Genomic DNA, 21573 nt, shown 5'->3' with positions numbered 1-21573 from the left:
GTATGAACGCATTATTATACGGACTGGTGGTAATTATCTGGGGAACCACCTGGATTGCGATTTTCCTGCAGCAGGGTTCCGTGGCGGCCCCCGTATCCATTTTCTGGCGCTTCGCGGTTGCCAGCCTCACGATGATGGTGGTGTTACTCGCCCTGCGTAGACTGCGCAAACTGGCGCTGCGGGATCATCTGTTTTGCATACTTCAGGGATGCTGCGTTTTTTGCTTTAACTTCTGGTGCTTTTATACCGCGGCCTCGCACATCAACACCGGGCTGGAATCGGTGATTTTCTCAATGGCGGTGCTCTATAACGCCATTAACAGCTTTATTTTCTTCGGCCAACGCCCACCAGCGCGGTTCTGGACCGCTGCGGCTCTGGGGCTGATTGGCATTATCACCCTCTTCTGGGACGATCTTCTGGCCAGTGGCTGGAGCGCGTCACTCCTGACGGGTATTGGTCTCTCCGCACTCGGTACCTACGGTTTCTCGCTGGGCAATATGATCAGCATGCGCCATCAGCGCAAAGGCCTTGAAACTATGACTACCAACGCCTGGGCGATGCTGTATGGCACACTGGTGATGGGGTGCATTGCCCTTTTCAGAGGCGACAGTTTCACCCCGGAATGGACGGTGAGCTACATTGGCGCGCTGCTCTATCTGGCTTTGTTTGGTTCGGTGATTGCTTTCGGTGCTTACTTTACGCTGGTGGGACGTATTGGCCCAGGCAAAGCGGCCTACAGTACGCTGCTCTTCCCGCTGGTCGCCCTCTCCATCTCAACGGTTTATGAAGGTTACGTGTGGCATATTAACGGTATCGTCGGATTGTTGCTGATTCTGGGGGGGAATATGGTGATGTTTACTAAACCCGAAACCTGGATCAGGCGCTTACGAACAGCGTAAATAAATAAGGCCTGCGCAATGCAGGCCTTTCCTGGTTATTTCATGGTCTTTTTCACGTCAAACATGGTGGCATCGGTCGCCATGTCATCAACAACCTGTTTCAGGGTTGCAAAGCCCATTGGGGTATTTTTGTTCGTCAGCTCTTTACCTTCGCCTTTACGAACCACTTTAATAACAGGTTTACCGGTTTTTGCATCAATCAACTCACCTTCAAAGTAAAGGTGGGTATCCATTGTGCGGTGACCGGTTGCCATTTGCGTACCTGCAACAACCAGTGCCACTGGCACCACTTCATAGAACTGCAAACCTTCTTGCTTAGAGGTTACACCGGTAATCGCACCACGGAAGATCAGGCTACGCGGCCCTGCTGTGGTAACGATCGGTTTACGCTGACCAATCGAGGTTTTCATTTTGTTGTTGGTATAACTCAGCAGCTCATCCAGTGTTTTTTGACCAATCTGCGTGGTTGGTTTTGGAGCCGGATAATAAGTAATCGGGTTCCAGACAATATTGTCATAATTAGCTTCGTTATATGACGGATCAACCCAACGTAAGGTCGGTTTACCCGTTGCAGAAGTTGTTTCCTTTAAACCAGAATAGTCTTTTAAAAAGCCTGAGTATTGTTCGGGAGCGGCCACTTTTGATGAACAGCCCGCCAAAGCCAACAGACCAGTAAGCACTGCAACTTTTAAAAAAGTTTGAGTACGCATGATGGTTTTCCATGTTATCTGCAAGTATGCATTTGAAGTTATAGCAAAGGACTGGAGGGTTTGTTGTGACAAAAAATGATGTCGGGAGCACAAATTGCAAAAAGACTGCCCGGATGCGTGCCGGGCAGTGAAAAATTACTGATGTATATCCAGTTGCCAGAACAGATGCTTACCGAACGGGTCAATTTCATAACCCGTCACCTCTTTGCGCACCGGTTCGAAAATGGTTGAATGCGCAATCATCACCGCTGGCATCTGGTCATGCATCATCTGCTGAGCCTCTTTATACAGCGCCACACGTTTATCGTGGTCGGTTATTGATTTTGCCTCCGCAATAATTTTATCAAACGGCTTATAGCACCACTTCGCCGAGTTCGAACCGCCATTTGCAGAGGTGCAGGTAAATAGCGGACCAAAGAAATTGTCCGGATCGCCCGTTGCGGTCGTCCAGCCCATCAGCGCAGCCTGATGCTCCCCGCCCTTCACGCGCTTGAGGTATTCACCCCATTCATAGGTGACAATGTGAGTTTGTACGCCCACTTTCGCCCAGTCGGCCTGAATCATTTCGGCCATACGTTTCGCATTCGGATTGTACGGACGCTGCACCGGCATTGCCCACAAATCAATGTTCACTCCGTTTGCAAAACCTGCTTCCTTCAGCAGCGCTTTTGCCTTTTCCGGATCGTAATCGTAATCCTTAAGTTCACTGTCGGCGCTCCATACCCCTGGCGGCAGCAGGTTCTTCGCGGCGGTCCCCGTGCCATGGAACACCGCGTCAATAATGGCTGATTTGTTGATGGCGATGGCCAGCGCCTGGCGAACCTTCACGTTATCCAGCGGTGGCTTTTGGGTGTTAAACGCCAGAAAACCAGTGTTCAGCCCTGCCTTGCTCATCAGGTTGATGTCTTTGTTCGCCTTCATACGCGGCAGATCGGCTGGGTTCGGGAACGGCATCACCTGACATTCGTTCTTTTCGATTTTGGCAAAACGTACTGAAGCATCCGGCGTGATGGTAAACACCAGTCGATCGAGTTTCGATTTACCCTGCCAGTAGTCTGCAAACGCGGTGAAAAGGATGCGGGAGTCCTTCTGATACTGTACGAGCTTAAACGGCCCGGTGCCAATCGGCTCCATATCCACCTTCTGTGGTGTCCCCGCTTTCAGCATCGCGTCGGCATACTCCGCAGAGAGGATCGAGGCAAAATACCATGCCAGATCCGCGACAAACGGCGCCTCCGGGTGTGCCAGCGTAAAGCGCACGGTGTGATCATCGACTTTATCAATGGCGGTTATCAGACTGCCAAACTCCAGACTTTCGAAATTGGAATAGCTGCCGTTAGAGACGTTATGGTAAGGATGATTCACATCTTTCTGCCGCATAAACGAGAAGATGACGTCATCGGCGTTAAAGTCCCGGGTCGGTGTGAACAATTTATTGCTCTGGAATTTCACCCCCTTGCGCAGATGGAAGGTATAGACTTTACCGTCGTCGCTCACCTCCCAGCTCTCTGCCAGACTGGGTACCAGCTCCGTGGTGCCAGGTTTGAAATCGACCAGCCGGTTATAAACAGGTACAGCACTGGCATCCACGCTGGTGCCCGACGTGTATAACTGAGGATTAAAGTTTTCCGGCGATCCTTCGGAACAATACACGAGCGTTTTCGCAGCGACAGTGGAACTGACGGTGAGCGCCGCAAGAGCAAGCGTTAAGATTGTGAGTTTGCTTTTCATCATTTATTCCTGTCTTTTTAATTCGACGGCTAATTAATTCTTTTGCCATTTCATAAATAACATTAAAGTGAAGTGGCAAACACCTGAAAAATAAATAAGGAATAAATCACTATGGGCTCGCCACTTTCCAGACAATTAACGCACCGCTTTTTTCGCTATCTCTCCATCACCAGCCAGAGCGATGCCAGAGTAAAAACTCTGCCCTCTACGCCAGGCCAACACAACATGGCGCGGGAGCTTGCTCAGGAGCTGGCACAGCTGGGGTTAGACGACATTGTGATTGATGAATTCGCCACGGTGACCGCGGTGAAAAAAGGTAACGTCGCCGGTGCGCCGCGTATTGGTTTTATTACCCATATTGATACCGTCGACGTGGGATTATCACCGGATATTCATCCGCAGATATTAACATTTACAGGTGAAGACCTCTGCCTGAATAAAGACAAAGACATTTGGTTACGCGTAAAAGAGCATCCGGAAATTCTGGCCTATCCGGATGAGGAGATTATTTTCAGTGACGGAACCAGCGTTTTGGGCGCAGACAATAAATCAGCCGTTACCGTAGTCATGACCGTGCTGGAAAACCTGACCGCGGAGCATCAACACGGCGACATTGTGGTCGCATTTGTCCCGGATGAAGAAATTGGCCTGTGCGGCGCGAAGGCGCTCGATCTGAAACGCTTCGATGTTGATTTTGCCTGGACCATTGACTGCTGCGAGCTGGGTGAAATTGTCTACGAGAATTTTAATGCGGCAGCCGCGGAAATCCGCTTTACGGGCGTGACGGCACACCCCATGTCCGCCAAAGGCGTGCTGGTGAACCCCCTGCTGATGGCGACCGATTACATCAACCATTTTGACCGCCAGCAAACGCCCGAGTGTACCGAAGGTCGTGAGGGCTATATCTGGTTTAACGGTATTCAGGCGGGGCAAAACGAGGCCATCCTCAAAGCGAATATCCGCGATTTTGACAAGGACAGCTTTGCCGCCCGCAAGCAGCAGATTGCCGACGTTGCCGCGCTGATAGCCGCCCAACATCCAACGGCCAACGTGGACTATCGCATTGAAGATACCTACAGCAATATCAGCAATGCGATTGGCGAAGACAGGCGCGCCATCGACCTGATGTTTGAAGCGATGGAATCGCTCGGCATCACGCCGAAACCGACACCGATGCGCGGCGGCACAGACGGTGCGGCACTCTCGGCAAAAGGGCTACTTACGCCAAACTTCTTCACCGGAGCGCATAACTTCCACTCGAAGTTTGAATTTCTGCCGCTGTCGTCGTTCGAGGCCTCTTACCAGACAGCCCTGCAACTCTGCCTGCTGGCCGCCCGTTAAGTGGGTTTACGCGCCAGCATGGTGGCAAAGCGCAGCTTAATGCGATTGCCGTTTTCATCGGTGCGGTGCAGTTCACCAACGTCTTCGTTGTATTTGAGCAACTCCCAGCCTTCATAGTAGTTGCTCAGTTCACCCGTTCTAAACGCAAACGGGAAGCCGACGGTACACGGATAATCAGTCGTATCCATGGCGGCGACAATCAGGTTGTGGCCGCCTGGTGTAGTGCAGCGCTGCATATTGGCGATAAGACCGGGGATGGTTTTTGCATCCAGGAACATCAGCACGACGGTGGACAAAATAAAATCGTATTCACCGTCGAAACTCAGGGTGTTGAGATCTTTTATCGCCGTGTGGAGGTTGTTGATCCCTTCTTCGGCCTTGATGCGCTCGATATTATCAATGCTCATCGGGTTTTTATCCCAGGCCGTCACCTCGTGACCGTTAGCAGCAAGGTAGAGACTGTTACGGCCATTTCCACAGCCCAGATCCAGCGTTTTACCCGGTTTAACCCTTTCTGCACTGAACAGCACCTCGGAATGCGTTCGGGTTAAGCCATATTTCTCTGTGAAGTAATTCTCATCGACGGTCATTATTTTTTCCTGATCCTGCATAAATTTAAAGTGCATTTTGAATGCCATTTTAAGGCGTTTACCGTCTGGTTGCCAACCGTTCGAAAACCGAAATATTTGCTACGTTTAGTTAAGACGGTTATCAGAGAGATCAAGATGAACAAATATCGCCTGAGCGACGATACACGCCTTTGGCAATGGAAAAATGGCGAAACAACCCACACGACCACATTACGGCAGATTATCGCCACGGCGGAGTTTAACGACGTGACGATAGGTACGAAAGGTGGATGGATTGACGATGAGCGCGCCCTCGCACAAGACGGTGACTGTTGGATCTACGACGAAAACAGCGTGGTGTTCGCCGGTGCCACCGTATCCGGCAACGCGCGGCTTACCCTGCCTTGCATCATTAGCCACGAAGCGCATATCAGCGACAATTGCTGGCTGGACGAGGCTGAAGTCAGCCATGGAGCCCGAATAAGTGACAACGTCACCATTCAGCACTCCTGTGTTCGGGGTGAATGTCATATTTATGGCAATGCCCGCGTGCTTCACAACAGCGTCGTTATTGCCGCCAAAGGCCTGACGCCGGACCATGAACAGATCCTGCAAATCTACGATAACGCGACGGTCAGCCAGTCACGCATTGTTCATCAGGCGCAAATCTACGGCGATGCGATGGTGAATGATGCCTTTGTTGAGCACCGCGCCGAAATATTCGACAACGCAATCCTTGAAGGCAACGATCTCAATAACGTCTGGGTGTGCGACTGCGCAAAGGTCTATGGCAATGCCCGCGTGATTGCCGGTTTTGATGACGATGCCATTCCGACGGTGCGCTACAGCTCTCAGGTCGCGGAGGATGCGGTGGTAGAAGGAAACTGCATCATAAAACACCACGTTCTGATTGGGGGACAGGCATGGCTACGCGGTGGGCCGATCATGCTGGATGATAAAGTCGTGATTCAGGGACGGGCGAGGATCAGCGGCGATGTGCTGATTGAGCACCGGGTTGAAATCACCGACGATGCGGTGATTGAAGCGTTTGCCGGTGAGAATATTCATCTGCGCGGCGAAAAGGTCATTAATGGCAACCAGCGCATTACCCGCACGCCCCTGCTGGGCGCGCTATAGCGTATAAATCTTGCCGTAGATGTTCACATCGTCGAAATGACCATTGAGGAATTCCGCTTCCCGCAGGCAACCTTCCAGCGTAAAACCGTTGCGCAGGGCAACTTTGTTGCTGTGCTGATTCGCGACCCGACACTTAATCACAAAACGACGGATTTCACCGCATTCAGCGTAGTAACGCATAAACGCCTGCAATGACTGAGAGAGGATCCCCTGCCCTTGATGCGCTTCATCCAGCCAGTAGCCGATGTACCCGGCTTTGTTGGCCGGTTCAATCGTGTTAAACGACAGCACGCCGACCAGCCCATCATCCTTAAAGATCAAAAACATTTTGGCGTAGCCGCGCTGGTGCAGCATCTGGTTACTCTGCACGTTACGGCGGGTATCTTCTTCGCTGCCAACGTGCTGCGCCCAGTCAAAGGCGGTTTGCAGAAAAGCTCTGTTTTTGACGACGAGGTTGTGCAGTTCGGCGGCGTAGCGCTCTTCAACGGCGCGCAGTTCGATGTGTTGCGATACAGGGATGATTTCAGATGTCATAATACCTCATATTAACGAATGTGACTCTTTAAACAAGAATGCCGTTTCACAATACTAAGCTTTGTTATTCTCATGGCTTCTTGCTCGAGCGCATAAAAATTTGCTGAGCAAATCTTAAAGTATTCATTACCCGTGAATGGCTCAGAGTGAGTGTAACTACGTTCATTATTTACTGAAGAGCAACCGGCAGAATGCAGGAAAGTTGAATTTGAAGGATCCATCTCACTGCTTATTTCACTTCTTTTACGCAAATTTAAAACATAGCCTTCAGGGTTTGCATTCAGCCAGTTTTTATATTGCACTTCGCTGTTATCGAGTTCTTCACTGTGAAATCGCACAACGGAGGCATTACGATCAGTAATATATTTCATCGCAGCCAGGAGATAGGAGGCTTTGAAAGTCACATCCTGGTAGTCTTTCGCTAACAAACTTTCAGCTTCTTCAAACCGCTCAACAAATGCTGCAACCTCTTTGGGATCGATACGGCTAATATTATCTTTTCCATTTCGAACAAACAGCTTTTGCTCTTCAGTGTAGAGAGTGAAAGGAACATTCCTTGATCCAGTGAACAGCTCGACTGGGTGGGAAAAATACTCCAACATTAGATGATAGAAATCTTTATAAGCCATGATTCTGTCTCCCTTTAATATTCGTGAAATGCGTGGCTGTTTTGTTGCTCATCATAAATGACTTCAGGCTCATCTTCAGGGAAGCAACTGAACGAATCCTGCCATTCGCCTTTCACCAATCCACCAGATTCAAGGTCAAAGGGCACACACCATAGAGATAAATCTTCGTCAAAACGGAACACCGGTAATGGCGCAGCAAAGTACTGATGACGCGGATAAATCAGCATCATTTTGCCTTTCCCATGAAGATACTTTTGCCCATAGGCGAACATCTGATACAGGTCCGACTGGCTGATTTCATACTTCCTCAGAGCATCATCAGCTCTGCTATCTAATAGCTTCCATTTAGCATCCATAACCACCGTCTGCTCGCCGGTGATAAGAAAGTCAGGTTTAAGCATGAACCATCGCTGAGATAACTTTTCTCCAACAGGAACATGTTCTAACAAGTACTGGCTCTTAGTCTGCTCAATAAGCTGGTAATCGTGATGCAACGCTCCAGCCAGACCGTATCCTACCCAGCCCTCATATAACTTCTCCATAGGGAACAGCAAAGATATTCCCTGATGCAATCCATATTGAAAATCTGGATTCATCTGTTCAAGAATGAGCTGGCACCACGGCTTTATCGCGCGATAGCCAAAGAGATATTTACCGTCACTCCACTGCCTCATTGAAAGTGTTGTACTGCCAGAGATCGGCACTATGCCATCCAGTTGGTGGCTAAGTGAATTTGCCTGCCTCCAGCTCTGCCCTTGTCTGGTCATTTTGAGAGTCCAGTCTAAAGCAGTCCGTAACAGGCGATTTTCGATACGCTGAGGGGAGAACTCAGCATAACGCACATGAAAATGAGTGCCTCTGCCCGGAGGCATTCTCATTTGCGCAGTGACATCCAATTGACCACGGATGAACGCACTATGCTCATCATCAATGAGGTGATAATCGAAACGCAGTCCTTTGCGAACTAAATCAGTAAGATGTCGCAAAAACTCGCTGATTATCCATTCATGTAGAGGCTGGTCACTACGTTGCAATACCGCCTGGCTCGCCTCACGAGGTGCAATTCCGGTAGAGGCACTTAGCATTCGGCGTAAAAGCTGACGCAGAGGGACTATTTCAACGGGAACGTCAAGAGTGGTTTTTGGCAGAATTTCAATTGACTCGCCAGTCGGGGATTGCAGATAACCGACATAGCTTCCCAAACGCAAAAATCGCCTCCCTTCCCGGCTGAGAATTTGAGAGGTACCACTCCACTTTTGTTGCAATTGCTCAAGCCAGGAAAATGTTGCTTCAGAGACAATCCCCAAATCCATACTGGCTGGTTGAGAGTTATCACAGGTAAGCAGAGCATATTCCCGGACCTGAATCATCATGCCACAATACCCTGATAAGCTTCTGCCGACACGAAAGCATGTTCATTAATACGAAAACGCCTGTCAGACAAACTATCCGCAATATCTTTCGGGAATAGCGCAGAAAATGACGGTAATTGTGCTGACTGTTGCAAGAGAATAAAACGGTTTTCTTTCGCTTTCACTGAATCATTAAGCACCCAACCGATACGTTCATAATCATCAAAGAAATACTCTCTCAGCAATGGAATGAGTTTTTCCTGGAAGATGCTGGCAAGACAGGCTTCACGGTCGGCGTTATTTTCTAATTTCTTTAATGGCATGAAGTAAGCATGACCAATCATATGCTCACTATCCAGCAGTGCTTCGATACGTTGATTAATGCGCGTTAACAACGTTTCGACATCAACGCCAAACGCAGTGACCCCAGCTAATAACTCCGGTCGTGCAGGCATTTCGGTAAAGCTAAAGCGTCGTCTTAGCGCCAGGTCCATTTGTATCAGGGATTTATCCGCAGTATTCATCGTCCCAATGACATAGACATTTCTTGGCACGGAAAACAGCTGTTTAGAATAAGGCAGGACTAAGGAGCGGGAATCTTCAGCTCCCAATCGTTTATCGGATTCCAACAGAGTAATCAATTCACCAAAGATACGGGCAATATTTCCCCTGTTTATCTCATCGATAATGAGCACATGCGGTAATGCTTGATTATCACTTGTTTCTACCGGGGCCAATAATTGAGACAGTTTTTCCCTGTCAATTGAGGCATCCCTCAACTCATATAATGTCATCTGTGAAAGTGCTTTTAAAAAAAGCTGCTCTTTCGGTAAGCTCGGTGAATAAGTTCGTAACCAGTTGACCTTACGCATTTGGTGATAGCCTACGCGTTCATCATTTGGCAGGAATTGATAATCTCCGGCGATCTCGGCGATGGCCCTGAACTTATGATTACCATCGGAAATAATAACCAGATCACCATTCCGAATGATATTTTTAAACATGTTGACCGCAGTCAACATGTATTCACTTCTCTCAACCTGGCCTTCATTCGATTCGTCTATTCGTAATCGGACATCCGCAGGAGTAGTGCAACCACTAAAATCAAGATTATCACCCCAACCCAATAAAATATAATTGTTCGCAAGGCATTCATCAAAAATATAATCTTCACCGTCAAGAGTATTTCCAAGAGACATTTTCCAAATCCGTCTCCCATTCAAAGACAATGACTGCGTTGAACTACCACTCGTTTTAACTTCAGCATTCAGGCACAGCTGCTTAAAAATACCATCCATAACTTCGTAGCGAAGCGTACTCGAGCTTTCATCAGTAGTCGCACGAATACCCTCGATAAAGTCCTCATAGGAGAAACTTTGATGGAAAGTGGTAAACATGATGCGCTGCTTTTCTACCAGAATCTGATACCGCTGCTTTACCTTTTCCCGTAAGTCATTGCCATGATGCTCACGCGTAGCCTGTTGATACCATGCATTATCCGCAATTTTGACAGCCAATTCGGTCGTCGTGTAGGTTTTACCCGTGCCTGGTGGTCCAAAGAGAATCTGGTTTAAGGGATACATTAACGATTGCTCCTTGTTTTCGTTGTCTCTTTTTAGTCCAGGCTGGGTGATCAAAGAGGGTTGGCCTCTCAACAAATTCACGAGAGCCTGTAGCGCTTCGACTGATTCAACATCAGTTGCATAACCATATTGGGAGGTACCATTATCTTTCGGGTAACGTCGATAGCTGGTGCTTTTTACTTTTTCCCAAAGGCAGTAGAGACCCTCAATGCGATCAATTTCCGCCTTTAAGGCAAGGGTGTCTGGTGCGAGAACCAATGGGCTCTTGTTAACAACGCCGTCCCGACTGCGTTTGACATACAGATACTTCCCATTTCCGAGCGGATGCTCGGATGCATAGCTTGGCTCGAATTTTCCATCCTCAAGCCGGTAACCCAATTCATTCAGTGCCTGGAATATCTGGAGCGAATTCAGCATTTCCTACACCACTCCTTGTTAAAAAAGCAGCACAAATGAGAACATATGCTAAATCATGATTTATAACTGTTAATCGCCCAGCAGCGTTACGCTTACCAGGCGCAGTTCAACTCGATTAACGCATTACCCTGTCATCAACGTACTGACGTTTATCCGGTGCTGGCGGGAAATACTGATACAGCCAGGTTTCACTGATGGCATCCCCCTGGCAGCGCAGGAACAAACGCATGTCCACTGGTTCGGTCGAATCCGATGTTGGATACCAGTCAAACAGAATGCGATAGCCGTCAAACGGTTCAACGTAAAGGATCTCAACCTGCTTCGCTTCACCGCTGGAGAGCGTAATGACCGGCTCGATGCCTTTTGGTGCAGCCGCTTTCAGGTCGCCACCGACAAAGTCGATAGCGAAGCGACGGGCCCACACTTTCGGGTAATTTTCGCCGGGTGCCCACCCTTCCGGGAAGCCACCCATACCGGTGCGGGTCGCGAAGACCGTTGCCAGCGGAGAACGCACTGGCGGCATGGCGCTCCAGTAGAGGCGATATTTGAAGTCCAGCTCGTCGCCCGCTTTGACCGCTTTTTCTGGCTGCCAGAAGCAGACGACGTTATCCAGCGTTTCACCCGTAGTCGGGATCTCCATCAGGCCAACTGAGCCTTTGCCCCAGTCATTGCGCGGCTCAACCCACAGACTTGGGCGTTTGTTATACCAGCCCATCACGTCCTGATAGTGCGAGAAATCGCGATCAAGTTGCAGCAGGCCGAACCCTTTCGGATTCTTGTCCATATAGGCATTGAACTGCAGCTTCTGCGGGTTGTTCAGCGGACGACAGATCCACTCCCCGTTGCCGCGCCACATGGCCAGGCGGTCGGAGTCATGAATTTGCGGGTGAATGGTGTCACACATGCGGCGTTCGTTATTACCGCAGCTGAACATGCTGGTCATCGGCGCGATGCCGAGTTGCTTAATGTCTTTACGCGCATAGAGGTGGTTTTCCACCTCCATAATCACCTGGCTCTTCTCGCAGTGGATCACGAATTTATAAGCACCAGTGATGCTTGGGCTGTCCAGCAGCGTATAAACGATAAAAGTGGTGTCGCCAGGTTTGACGGTTTCAAACCAGAACGAGGTGAAATCCGGGAACTCTTCCGGCGTGTCGGTAAAGGTATCCACCGCCAGACCACGTGCGGAAAGACCATATTGGTAGGTGTCATCAACCGCACGGAAATAGCTCGCACCGAGGAAAGAGACGATATCGCGACGCGCCAGTTCAGGGACTTTAAACGCACGGAAGCCCGCAAAGCCGAGATCGCTTTGCCCTTCCAGCTGTTTGGTATCCACCCCCGTTTCACCATAGCTGAACAGCTCCGGACGGAAGTGGATCTCGCGCGCCATAGAAGTAGACTGGTCGAGCGAGAACATCCGCACGCGGCGACGGAAACCCATTCCCATATGGAAGAACTGCACGTCCAGTTGACGCCCTTCAATGTTATTCCACAGAGACTGCTTTTCATCGTAGCGGATGGCGTTGTACGCCTGCGGCGTCATGGTGGCCAGCGTGTCCGGCAGCGGGCGCGGCGCACCACCCCACGGGGTTTTCGCCAGGTCATGCGCCATGGATTGCAGTACGGAGAAATCAAAACGACGGCTCTGGCCGTCAGCAATGTCAGAGTCAGCAGCGTATGCCGCTTTGGAAAACAGAGAAGCAAGGCCAGATGTGCCGCTCAGGGCTGCCACTGCCAGCGAGCCTTTTAGAAAACGTCTGCGATTCATGCCTGGAAAAACGTCCTTATGGTCGTGTGAATGTGTTTCGCGCTCGGCGAAATGACGGCAAGAAAGAACGCACAGCCTAAACAAAAATGGTTAAGAATCCAATTGTTGGCCGGTGATTATATGAACAAAGTGTGAAATATTTTCTGTCGACCAGAACGGCCCGAAAGTGGTGTAAAGAAAGCCTGGAGAATGTGTAGAAAAATGCCCCGGCGCGACATCGTTCGCCGGGGCCAATGAGGCGGTTATTTTACGCTGACATCGATACCCGGGAAGTACTTATCAGCGAGTTTAGCGATCGTGCCGTCGGCACGTACTTTATCAATCGCGGCATCAAGTTGCTTTTTGGTGGCCTCGTCACCTTTACGCAACCCAAAACCGATCCCACTGCCGAGGATAGTGTCGTCAGACACCGGTTTGCCGATGAAGCCAAACCCTTTCCCCTGCGGCTTGCTGAGGAAACCTGCCTGCCCGGCCGCTGACATGACCAGCGAGGCGTCGATCCGACCATTCAGCAGATCGCCCCAGGCCATATTCTGATCTTTATAAGACACCACGGTGACACCCTGCTTTTCCCAGTGCTCTTTCGCATAGGTTTCCTGAATGGACCCCTGCAGCACACCGATGGTTTTTCCCTTCAGCCCTTCGGGAGTCGCCTCTACCGCCGTTCCGGCCTTACCGACCAGCTGCGACGGAATACGGTAGATCGGTTGGGTAAAATCAATACTCTTGCGGCGCTGTTCGGTGATATTCATCGCCGAGTTGATCGCGTCGAATTTCTTCGCCACCAGCCCCGGAATCAACGCATCAAACGAGGTTTCAACCCAGGTGCACTTCAGCGCTGCGGCTTTACAAATGGCATTCCCCAGTTCAACGTCAAACCCTTCCAGTTCGCCCGCCGCATTACGGCTCTCAAACGGCGGATATTCCGCTTCCAGACCGTAACGCAGCTCGGTAGCCGCGAAGGAAGAAAAAGTACACAGCAATCCCATGCCGACAACTAACGCGCGTAATTTCATCCAATACTCCTCAGCGTGGTTTAACCCGACACAGGGCCTGGGCACCTGCCCGTAACGTCGCCTCATCTTTCGCAAAAGAGAGACGAATCAATTTATTATCCGTACCGTCCGCATAAAACGCCGACAGCGGAATGGTGGCAACACCGTACTCAACGATCAGCCGTTTCACCAGCTCGCTGTCACACTCATCGCTAAACTGGCTGTAGTCCGCCAGCATGAAGAACGATCCGGCACTCGGCAACAGGGTAAACGGCGAATCCTCAAGCAGGCTTTGCAGCAGATCGCGCTTACGCTGGTAAAACGCCGACAGCGACAGCCAGGTTTGCGGGTCGACCATATGTTCAGCAAAGGCATGCTGCATTGGCGTATCGGCAGAAAACATTAAAAATTGATGGACTTTACAAATCTCGTCCATCAGTACCGCCGGAGCAACACAGTAACCCACTCGCCACCCGGTAACGTGATAGGTTTTTCCGAAAGAAGAGATAATCACGCTACGTTCCGCCAGCTGCGGGTGTGTAGCCATCCCGTGGTGCGGTTCACCATCAAAAACGACGTGTTCGTACACTTCGTCAGACAAAATAATGATATCGGTATTGCGCGTCAGCGCCGCCAGCTGCTGCAGATCATTAGCTGAGAAAACCTGACCGCTCGGGTTGTGCGGGGTATTGATGATAATCATACGCGTACGCGGGGTGATCGCGGCACGCACTTCATCCCAGTTGACGGCAAAATCCGGCACCGTGAGTTTGATGGCGACCGGGGTTGCCCCCTGCAGGCGGACAATTGGCGCATAGCTGTCAAATGACGGTTCAAAATAGATCACCTCATCGCCCGGGTGCACCAGCCCGCTGATTGCCGAATAAAGTCCTTCGCTGGCGCTGGCGGTGACCAGCACCTCGCTACCTGGGTCATACTGCGTGCCGTAGAGGGTGGCAATTTTATCGGCAATGCGTTCTTTGAGCGGCTGCAGACCGGTCATCGCTGCGTACTGGTTGTGCCCTGCCTCCATTGCGCGGGTGACGCCCGCAATCAGCTTCGGGTCGCAGGAAAAATTCGGTGCGCCCTGAGAAAGGTTAATCGCGTTATGCTGCGCCGAGAGCTGGCCGATAACGGTAAAAATGGTGGTACCCACATCAGGCAGTTTAGAGCGTGTTTGCACCGGCGTTCGTAAAGTCATCCTCTTTCCCTTCTCATGGACATTGCATAACTATTCAAACAACAAGTGAGTTGTCGGGACAATCGAATTGTTGTCATAATAGCCATGAGAAAAATGCATAGCTGAGGTGTTTATATGTCGCGCCGTTCGCTCCCGCTCAATGCCATCGACGCATTTTTAGTCACCGCGCGTCACCTGAACCTCACCCACGCCGCCGCTGAGCTTTGCCTGACACAGGGGGCAGTGAGCCGCAAGATCGCTTCCCTTGAAGCGTGGTTTGGCTTTCCGCTATTTGAGCGTCATGCGCGTGGGCTGCGGCTGTCACCGCAGGGAAGCGCCCTGTTGCCTGAACTGCAATCGTCTTTTGAGCAATTGCTGACGGTGGCCGACCGGGCCCGCAGCCAGCAAACCGTCATCCGCTTAAAAGCCCCCACCTGCGCCATGCGCTGGCTGGTCCCCCGCCTGCTGGAGGTGGAGCGTGAACAGCCGGATCTGCAAATTGCGTTGACCACCACCACCGATCACAACGTGAATTTCAAAACCGAATCTTACGACGCGGCCATCGTGTTCGGCACGCACATGAGTGCCGGCGACCTGCTGTTTGAAGAGGCGTTAACCCCGGTGCTTAGCCCTATGCGCGCGAGTGCCGCACTGGGTTCGTTGACATTTCTTCACCCCACAAGGGATAAGACAGACTGGTCATTGTGGCTGGCAAAACAGGAAGGCCCGGGCTTTGTTATGCACAAAAATCAACACTTCGATACGATGGATCTCGCCATTACGGCGGCCATTCAGGGGCTGGGCGTCGCCATTGCCGACGAAACGCTGGTAGAAGAAGATGTCCGTGCCGGAAGGCTAACGCGGCCCTATGAGAAAAGTATAAAAACCGGCGCGAGCTACCGCCTGGTGCTGCGCGAAACGCCTGGCGAAGAAAATGGGCTGGCGGCGTTTCGCGCTTGTTTGCTTAGTCGAGGCTGACGTGATGTTTCATCACCCGCTTGAAGAGACTCATGCGGGCACGCATAAAGCGGTTTTCAAGCCTGAAACCTGCATGTTTATTCACTCCAATACGTAACAGAACGTCCCTCCCTTTGCGACATGCTGGCCAGTGCGTGGGGCCCGGCAGAATGTCGCGCCTCCCGGCGTCACGCGCGAAACTTACCCAATAATCGGCCACCTGGGCAGCAAACTGGAGATCGCGTGCATTAACATACTGACGCGACGGTTCTACCTGACCAAGCGTATCGAACACATAGGGAACTTCATTGCCATGCCAGGCGCCGTTGATGTATGTGTCATGTTCTGCTTCCGCGACATAGTCGAACCAGTAACGCCAGCACAATCCGCCGATGCGCTGTTGAGCCTGCATCACTACGTAGCCCATCGTGGTGAACGCCATATCGCGGCACACCTGTCGGCCCAGCTCTTCGTCCCCTTTGACGCCAGGATAGAGCAGCTTAATCAACCCCAGACCAAAGCGACGTTCGCGGCGCAGTTTCTGGATTTGCCCGGCAAGATCGATACCAAACACCGCCATCACGCTGGCTTCATCGCTGTTTGAGCCAATCATCACCGGCACAGGATGTTGTCGGGCGGCAAAGAAGACATCGAGCATCGCTTCCGGCAGCACGCAATCCCCGACGATGGGTGCCGGGGCAATGTTCAGCGGTGCGGTTAATGGCCAGAACGCGTCGGGCGGAATAGCGCGTAGCTCTTCGGCTGTCGCATTCTCCAGGCCAAAATGGGCGGCCAGCGCTTCCCCCTTCTGCAGTGCCTGCTCGCGCGGCGTGTCAGGTAAGGTGTAACCGCTTTGTACAATCGCCTTATGGAACAATCCTTCTGCCAATGGCGAGGCCAGCAGCGAAAGCACGCTGCGCGCGCCCGCGGATTCGCCAAACAGGGTCACGTTAGCAGGGTCGCCGCCAAACGCAGCAATGTTATCCCGCACCCATTCGAGCGCGGCGATCTGGTCCAGCAGGGCAAAATTATGCACAACGCGATATTCTTCGCCCTCCAGTGCAGGATGGGCAAAGAAGCCAAGATGACCGAGGCGATAGTTGATCGTGACTACAACCACACCGCGCATTGCCAGCGCTTTGCCGTTATAGGGCGGCAGCCCCCCGGCACCAATGGTAAACCCGCCGCCGTGCAGCCAGACCATCACCGGAAGCGATTCCGCGCGCTCTTTGGGAGACCAGACGTTGAGATAGAGACAATCTTCAGAAAACTGGCCCGGATCGCCGCCGCCTAGCTCCTGACAATACTCGCTGCTTTGCCAGCTTGAGGCCGAAAAGGTGGTGGCTTCGCGAAGTCCATCCCACGGTTCAGGCCGCCGCGGGGAACGCCAGCGCCACTCGCCCACGGGCGGTGCGGCGTAGGGAATACCGCACCAGACATGGACATTTTCATCGGTTAAACCAGACAGTGCGCCGCAGCGCGTTTCAACCACAGGGGCGGAAGGATTTTGCATAACGACCTTAATTTTTCCATCACACCCCAGCAGAGTAACGGTTTCAGAGCAAACCGCAACGCTGTTTGCTTCGTACTTCAGCCTCCTGATAGAGCGTAAACTCGTCATACACCGTGCAGCCCAGCGCCGCTTCAAAGGCATCGCGGCTGGCATTTCCGTGGCTGCGCGCCTGGGTTTCGTTCCCGAGATTGGACTGGAATATCCCGGCAGCGCTGACCGGCAGGAAATCTTCGTAGGTAATCGGCTGAGCGACCACCCACCCACGTTCGATCAGCGGCTGCGGATCGTCTCCGGGACGAAACGCGTGGCGATGCGCTTCCCCCGCAGGCGTCAGACGATAGCGGAAATAGGCCAGCTCCTGACGACGCATTAGCATTTCGCTGTCCGGGAAAGCGTTAAAGATCTCCCGCAAATGCAGCTGGTGGGTCAGGTTATCTTTACCGGTACCGGCCTGTGCGAGCAGGCTATCGTACAGTTCACGGCCTTTTGGCGTCAGCGCCACGCCGCGCTGTTCAATTTCACCAAACCGCGCGGTATGTGTGCCTTTATGTTCTCCGGCAAACAGCACTGGTTCTTCAAGCGCCTTAAAGCTGGTCTGTCGTAAGAGCACAGGCACTTCGCGACGAGGAGGTCCTTCGATCAGCACTTTTGGTTCTATACCATACTTCGGCATCAGCTCCTGCACCCGGTCAATATCCAGGGTACGCGGCGTGAGGTGGTTAATGTGGCAGCCCGGGAAGCAAACCACATCGGCAATCAGCCGGTGTTCGTTGTGCAGGGCCAGATAGGTTTCCTGATCGACCGTCGCATGACGATGCCAGCGGAAGGTTTCCAGCGCTTCCTGCACAAATTCGTGCGCCTGTGCGTCAGTAAACTGCCCTTCCGACTCATGGAGCTCGATCAGCGCCAGACAGCTTGGGGTAAAGATGTTCCGGTGAGACAGGATCTCCGCCGCGCGTTCACGCAGCGCAACGTTTTCAATCAGCTCAAGACGCAGTAGCGAGGTAAAGATACGAAACGGATTACGGCACAGCGCCGCATCGTCTATCGGACGAAACGCCGTGGAGTGGACCGGCACCCCCGCCTGAGAGAGATCGTAATAGCTGACCGGGTACATGCCCATGATGGCAAACATACGACGCAGGGTTGATAGTTCCTGTGCCGTGCCGACGCGGATCGCCCCGTGGCGCTCCACGTTCAGGCGCGCCAGTTCATCGGCATTAGCCAGTTGTTCATGTAATAGCGGGTTATTTTCCAGAACCGCCAGGTTTACGTCTGCGACCAGTTCGAGCAAAGTGCCGTATTGCGGAACTTCCTGCTGGTACATCGCCGACATAGCCTGCGAAAAGCGTTCCCGAATGTCATCAGCCGTGATGGTGTTCGCCATGATGTCATGCCTCCAGTGAATATTACCTGGAGTGTAGAGAAACCCGTTCCTTCCTGGGGGAAGAATTTCTGATTTGTGATCTTAAGACGACAGTGGTCAAACCGTGTGCTACTGGCCCCCTGAACAACCCCAAACGGAACCATTATTTTATCCTCACACTGTCTCCAGACGAGGATTATGCCAACAGGGTCTACACTCTATCTTTAGGTAAAGAGGTTCGCGGAAGTTGGCACGGCGATCCGCATTCCGACCTGCTCACCGTGGCCGATTGCGGCACCGGTATCAAAAACCGTAATCGGTTTTGCCTGGTAGCAAAAAGCAGCCCGGCGATGCGCGTGCCCCATCGTTTCAGAGGTACGGACCATGTTCGCACTTGATGCATTCCATTTAGCAAGAATTCAGTTCGCTTTTACCGTCTCGTTCCACATCCTGTTTCCTGCGATCACCATCGGGCTCGCCAGCTATCTGGTGGTGCTGGAGGGCATGTGGCTGCGCACCAAAAACGACGTCTGGCGATCGCTGTACCATTTCTGGCTCAAGATATTTGCCGTTAACTTCGGGATGGGCGTCGTTTCCGGTCTGGTCATGGCGTATCAGTTTGGCACCAACTGGAGCGGCTTCTCACAGTTCGCCGGCAGTATTACCGGCCCACTCCTGACCTATGAGGTGTTAACCGCCTTCTTCCTGGAAGCCGGTTTCCTTGGCGTCATGATGTTCGGCTGGAATAAGGTCGGTCCGGGTCTGCACTTCTTTTCAACTTGCATGGTGGCGCTCGGCACGCTGATGTCGACCTTCTGGATCCTCGCCTCCAACAGCTGGATGCATACCCCGCAGGGTTTCACTATCGAGAACGGGCAGGTTATCCCGCAGGACTGGCTGGCGATTGTCTTTAACCCCTCGTTCCCTTACCGCCTTATTCATATGGCTATCGCCGCTTTTTTGAGCAGCGCGCTGTTTGTCGGGGCATCGGGCGCATGGCATCTGCTGCGCGGTAACGATACCCCCGCCGTTCGCACCATGTTTTCGATGGCGATGTGGATGGCGCTGGTGGTCGCGCCCATTCAGGCGGTGGTGGGCGATATGCACGGCCTGAACACGCTTGAGCATCAGCCGGCAAAAATTGCCGCCATTGAGGGGCACTGGGAAAATCCTCCCGGCGAGGCTACCCCGCTGCTGCTGTTTGGCCTGCCGGATATGGAGGAGGAGCGCACCAAATACGGTCTGGAAATCCCCGCGCTCGGCAGCCTTATCCTGACGCACAGCCTGGACAAGCAGGTCCCGGCGCTGAAAGACTTTCCGAAAGAAGATCGCCCAAACTCGACCATCGTTTTCTGGTCGTTCCGCGTGATGGTCGGGATGGGACTGCTGATGATTACCCTTGGTCTTATCAGCGTCTGGCTGCGCTATCGCCATCGACTTTACCACTCGCGCCCGTTCCACTGGTTTGCCCTCTGCATGGGGCCTGCCGGGCTGCTGGCGCTGCTCGCCGGATGGGTGACCACCGAAGTGGGACGTCAGCCGTGGGTCGTCTATGGCTACCTGCGCACCATCGACGCGGTATCGCTGCACAGCACCTTGCAGATGAGCATCAGCCTGCTGGCGTTCTTCGTCGTCTACTCGTCGGTGTTTGGCGTAGGCTATGTCTATCTCATCCGGCTGATTAAGAAAGGTCCTCAGCCCGTCGATACGCTGACGTCAAACACCTCGGGCACGCCTGCCCGTCCGCTGTCTGCCGCTGAGTCTGTTCCGGAAGAGGAGAAAATCTGATGGGTGTCGATATCTCAGTGATTTGGTTTGCCATCATCGTGTTTGCCACGCTGATGTACATCATTATGGATGGCTTCGATCTGGGCATTGGCCTGCTGTTTAACTTCGTGGGCGATGCCAGAGAGCGCGATGTGATGGTCAACAGCGTGGCGCCCGTCTGGGACGGTAACGAGACCTGGCTGGTACTCGGCGGCGCGGGGCTCTTCGGTGCGTTTCCGCTGGCCTATGCGGTCATTATTGATGCGCTGACGATCCCCCTCACCGCGATGCTGATCGGCCTCATTTTTCGCGGCGTCGCCTTTGAGTTCCGCTTCAAAGCCACCCCTTCACACCGCAAGTTCTGGGACTACTCCTTTGCTGGCGGCTCCCTGCTCGCCACCTTCAGCCAGGGCGTGGTGGTGGGGGCGATGATAAACGGCTTCGACGTGGAGGGACGGCGGTTTGTTGGCTCGGCGCTGGACTGGCTCACACCCTTTAACCTCTTCTGCGGCATCGGTCTGGTCGTCGCCTACACGCTGCTGGGCACAACCTGGCTCATTATGAAAAGCGAAGGCGCGTTGCAGGTCCGTATGCGCGAGCTGACCCGCCACGTGCTGCTGGCGCTGATAGTGGTAATTGCGGTGGTGAGCGTCTGGACGCCGCTCGGCTGGCAGTACGTGGCCGACCGCTGGTTTACCCTACCCAACTTCTTCTGGTTCCTGCCGGTTCCTCTGCTGGTCGGGATCTTCAGCGTGTTGATCTGGCGCCTGACCCGCAATCCGACCAGCCACGCGCGCCCTTTTCTGCTGACGCTGGGACTTATTTTCCTCGGGTTTAGCGGACTGGGCATTAGCCTCTGGCCGAACATTATTCCGCCGCGTATCACCCTGTGGGAGGCCGCTGCCCCGCCTGCCAGCCAGCTGTTTATGCTGGTCGGGACATTACTGATTATTCCGGTGATCCTGGTGTACACCGCCTGGAGCTACTACGTCTTCCGGGGCAAGGTTTCGGATACTGAAGGCTATCACTGAGGAACGCCATGACGGCGGACTGTTGTCGCGAAAAAGAATGTTTCTCTGTCCGCCTGTCATTTCTCGAAAGGAATATTCGAAATATATACAT

At 52.6% G+C, this 21573-nt stretch carries 19 protein-coding genes; 6 read left to right on the top strand and 13 right to left on the bottom strand.

What is annotated here, in order from left to right; all coding sequences use genetic code 11:
- Window positions 1–2 precede the first annotated feature (2 nt).
- Window positions 3–899: a DMT family transporter gene (locus ACLHV9_RS11950; RefSeq protein WP_028017449.1), complete on the top strand. Its 897-nt coding sequence runs from the start codon at window positions 3–5 to the stop codon at window positions 897–899.
- Window positions 900–934: 35 nt separating this feature from the next.
- On the opposite strand, the gene ACLHV9_RS11945 is transcribed toward ACLHV9_RS11950, so the two are convergent.
- Both ACLHV9_RS11945 and ACLHV9_RS11940 read right to left on the bottom strand, forming a co-directional pair.
- Window positions 935–1609 (bottom strand): DUF3313 domain-containing protein, encoded by a 675-nt coding sequence (locus tag ACLHV9_RS11945; RefSeq protein ID WP_028017450.1) that lies wholly within the window; start codon window positions 1607–1609, stop codon window positions 935–937.
- A gap of 135 nt (window positions 1610–1744) precedes the next feature.
- Entirely contained in the window at window positions 1745–3340 is a 1596-nt protein-coding gene (locus ACLHV9_RS11940) for an ABC transporter substrate-binding protein (protein WP_407221181.1), read from the bottom strand.
- Window positions 3341–3451: 111 nt separating this feature from the next.
- On the opposite strand from ACLHV9_RS11940, the gene pepT reads away from it, so the two are divergent.
- The gene (gene pepT / locus ACLHV9_RS11935; RefSeq protein WP_049007221.1) at window positions 3452–4681 is read left to right on the top strand and encodes a peptidase T; all 1230 of its coding nucleotides are present in this window, start codon (window positions 3452–3454) and stop codon (window positions 4679–4681) included.
- Here the strand turns inward: pepT and tehB are convergent.
- A complete protein-coding gene (tehB, locus tag ACLHV9_RS11930) occupies window positions 4678–5271 on the bottom strand; it encodes a tellurite resistance methyltransferase TehB (RefSeq protein ID WP_028017453.1) in 594 nt (197 codons plus the stop codon). The genes pepT and tehB overlap by 4 nt on opposite strands.
- 135 nt (window positions 5272–5406) lie before the next feature.
- Between tehB and ydcK the strand changes: the two genes are divergently transcribed.
- On the top strand, window positions 5407–6387 hold the full coding sequence (ydcK, locus tag ACLHV9_RS11925; protein ID WP_108089939.1) for a YdcK family protein: 981 nt from the start codon (window positions 5407–5409) through the stop codon (window positions 6385–6387).
- On the opposite strand, the gene rimL is transcribed toward ydcK, so the two are convergent.
- The 7 genes from rimL to ACLHV9_RS11890 form a co-directional block, all read right to left on the bottom strand.
- Window positions 6382–6921: a 50S ribosomal protein L7/L12-serine acetyltransferase gene (rimL, locus tag ACLHV9_RS11920; protein ID WP_108089940.1), complete on the bottom strand. Its 540-nt coding sequence runs from the start codon at window positions 6919–6921 to the stop codon at window positions 6382–6384. The genes ydcK and rimL overlap by 6 nt on opposite strands.
- An 11-nt stretch (window positions 6922–6932) precedes the next feature.
- Entirely contained in the window at window positions 6933–7550 is a 618-nt protein-coding gene (locus tag ACLHV9_RS11915; RefSeq protein WP_049007218.1) for a hypothetical protein, read from the bottom strand.
- Window positions 7551–7564: 14 nt separating this feature from the next.
- Entirely contained in the window at window positions 7565–8923 is a 1359-nt protein-coding gene (locus tag ACLHV9_RS11910) for an McrC family protein (protein ID WP_108089941.1), read from the bottom strand.
- Window positions 8920–10902 carry an AAA family ATPase gene (locus ACLHV9_RS11905; RefSeq protein ID WP_108089942.1) on the bottom strand — a complete coding sequence of 661 codons (1983 nt, stop codon included), beginning with the start codon at window positions 10900–10902 and terminating at the stop codon, window positions 8920–8922. Before ACLHV9_RS11905 ends, ACLHV9_RS11910 begins: the two co-directional genes overlap by 4 nt.
- A 115-nt stretch (window positions 10903–11017) precedes the next feature.
- Window positions 11018–12673, bottom strand: a complete 1656-nt coding sequence (locus tag ACLHV9_RS11900; RefSeq protein WP_407220524.1) for a glucan biosynthesis protein D — start codon at window positions 12671–12673, stop codon at window positions 11018–11020.
- Between the two features lie 242 nt (window positions 12674–12915).
- Complete coding sequence (locus ACLHV9_RS11895) at window positions 12916–13689, bottom strand: transporter substrate-binding domain-containing protein (RefSeq protein WP_049007271.1); 774 nt, start codon at window positions 13687–13689, stop codon at window positions 12916–12918.
- Between the two features lie 10 nt (window positions 13690–13699).
- Entirely contained in the window at window positions 13700–14869 is a 1170-nt protein-coding gene (locus tag ACLHV9_RS11890) for a pyridoxal phosphate-dependent aminotransferase (protein ID WP_108089944.1), read from the bottom strand.
- 114 nt (window positions 14870–14983) lie between these two features.
- Here ACLHV9_RS11890 and ACLHV9_RS11885 point away from each other — a divergent pair, with 114 nt between their 5' ends.
- A complete protein-coding gene (locus tag ACLHV9_RS11885) occupies window positions 14984–15826 on the top strand; it encodes a LysR family transcriptional regulator (RefSeq protein ID WP_407220523.1) in 843 nt (280 codons plus the stop codon).
- Here ACLHV9_RS11885 and ACLHV9_RS11880 read toward each other — a convergent pair.
- From ACLHV9_RS11880 to ACLHV9_RS11870, 3 genes are all read right to left on the bottom strand, one after another.
- On the bottom strand, window positions 15813–17318 hold the full coding sequence (locus ACLHV9_RS11880; protein WP_134708403.1) for a carboxylesterase/lipase family protein: 1506 nt from the start codon (window positions 17316–17318) through the stop codon (window positions 15813–15815). The genes ACLHV9_RS11885 and ACLHV9_RS11880 overlap by 14 nt on opposite strands.
- A gap of 43 nt (window positions 17319–17361) precedes the next feature.
- Complete coding sequence (locus ACLHV9_RS11875) at window positions 17362–18705, bottom strand: VOC family protein (protein WP_407220521.1); 1344 nt, start codon at window positions 18703–18705, stop codon at window positions 17362–17364.
- Window positions 18706–18908: 203 nt separating this feature from the next.
- Window positions 18909–19070 (bottom strand): hypothetical protein, encoded by a 162-nt coding sequence (locus ACLHV9_RS11870; RefSeq protein ID WP_164881334.1) that lies wholly within the window; start codon window positions 19068–19070, stop codon window positions 18909–18911.
- On the opposite strand from ACLHV9_RS11870, the gene ACLHV9_RS11865 reads away from it, so the two are divergent.
- Window positions 19069–20472 carry a cytochrome ubiquinol oxidase subunit I gene (locus ACLHV9_RS11865; protein WP_407220520.1) on the top strand — a complete coding sequence of 468 codons (1404 nt, stop codon included), beginning with the start codon at window positions 19069–19071 and terminating at the stop codon, window positions 20470–20472. The genes ACLHV9_RS11870 and ACLHV9_RS11865 overlap by 2 nt on opposite strands.
- The gene (gene cydB / locus ACLHV9_RS11860; RefSeq protein WP_028017463.1) at window positions 20472–21482 is read left to right on the top strand and encodes a cytochrome d ubiquinol oxidase subunit II; all 1011 of its coding nucleotides are present in this window, start codon (window positions 20472–20474) and stop codon (window positions 21480–21482) included. The genes ACLHV9_RS11865 and cydB overlap by 1 nt, the downstream gene beginning before the upstream one ends.
- Window positions 21483–21573 lie beyond the last annotated feature (91 nt).

It is taken from the genome of Enterobacter sp. CPE_E890 (genome assembly GCF_046521475.1).
GTDB classification, from domain to species: domain Bacteria; phylum Pseudomonadota; class Gammaproteobacteria; order Enterobacterales; family Enterobacteriaceae; genus Enterobacter; species Enterobacter adelaidei.
Note: the sequence above shows the minus strand (reverse complement) of the source record. Positions and strands in the feature narration are given on the sequence as shown.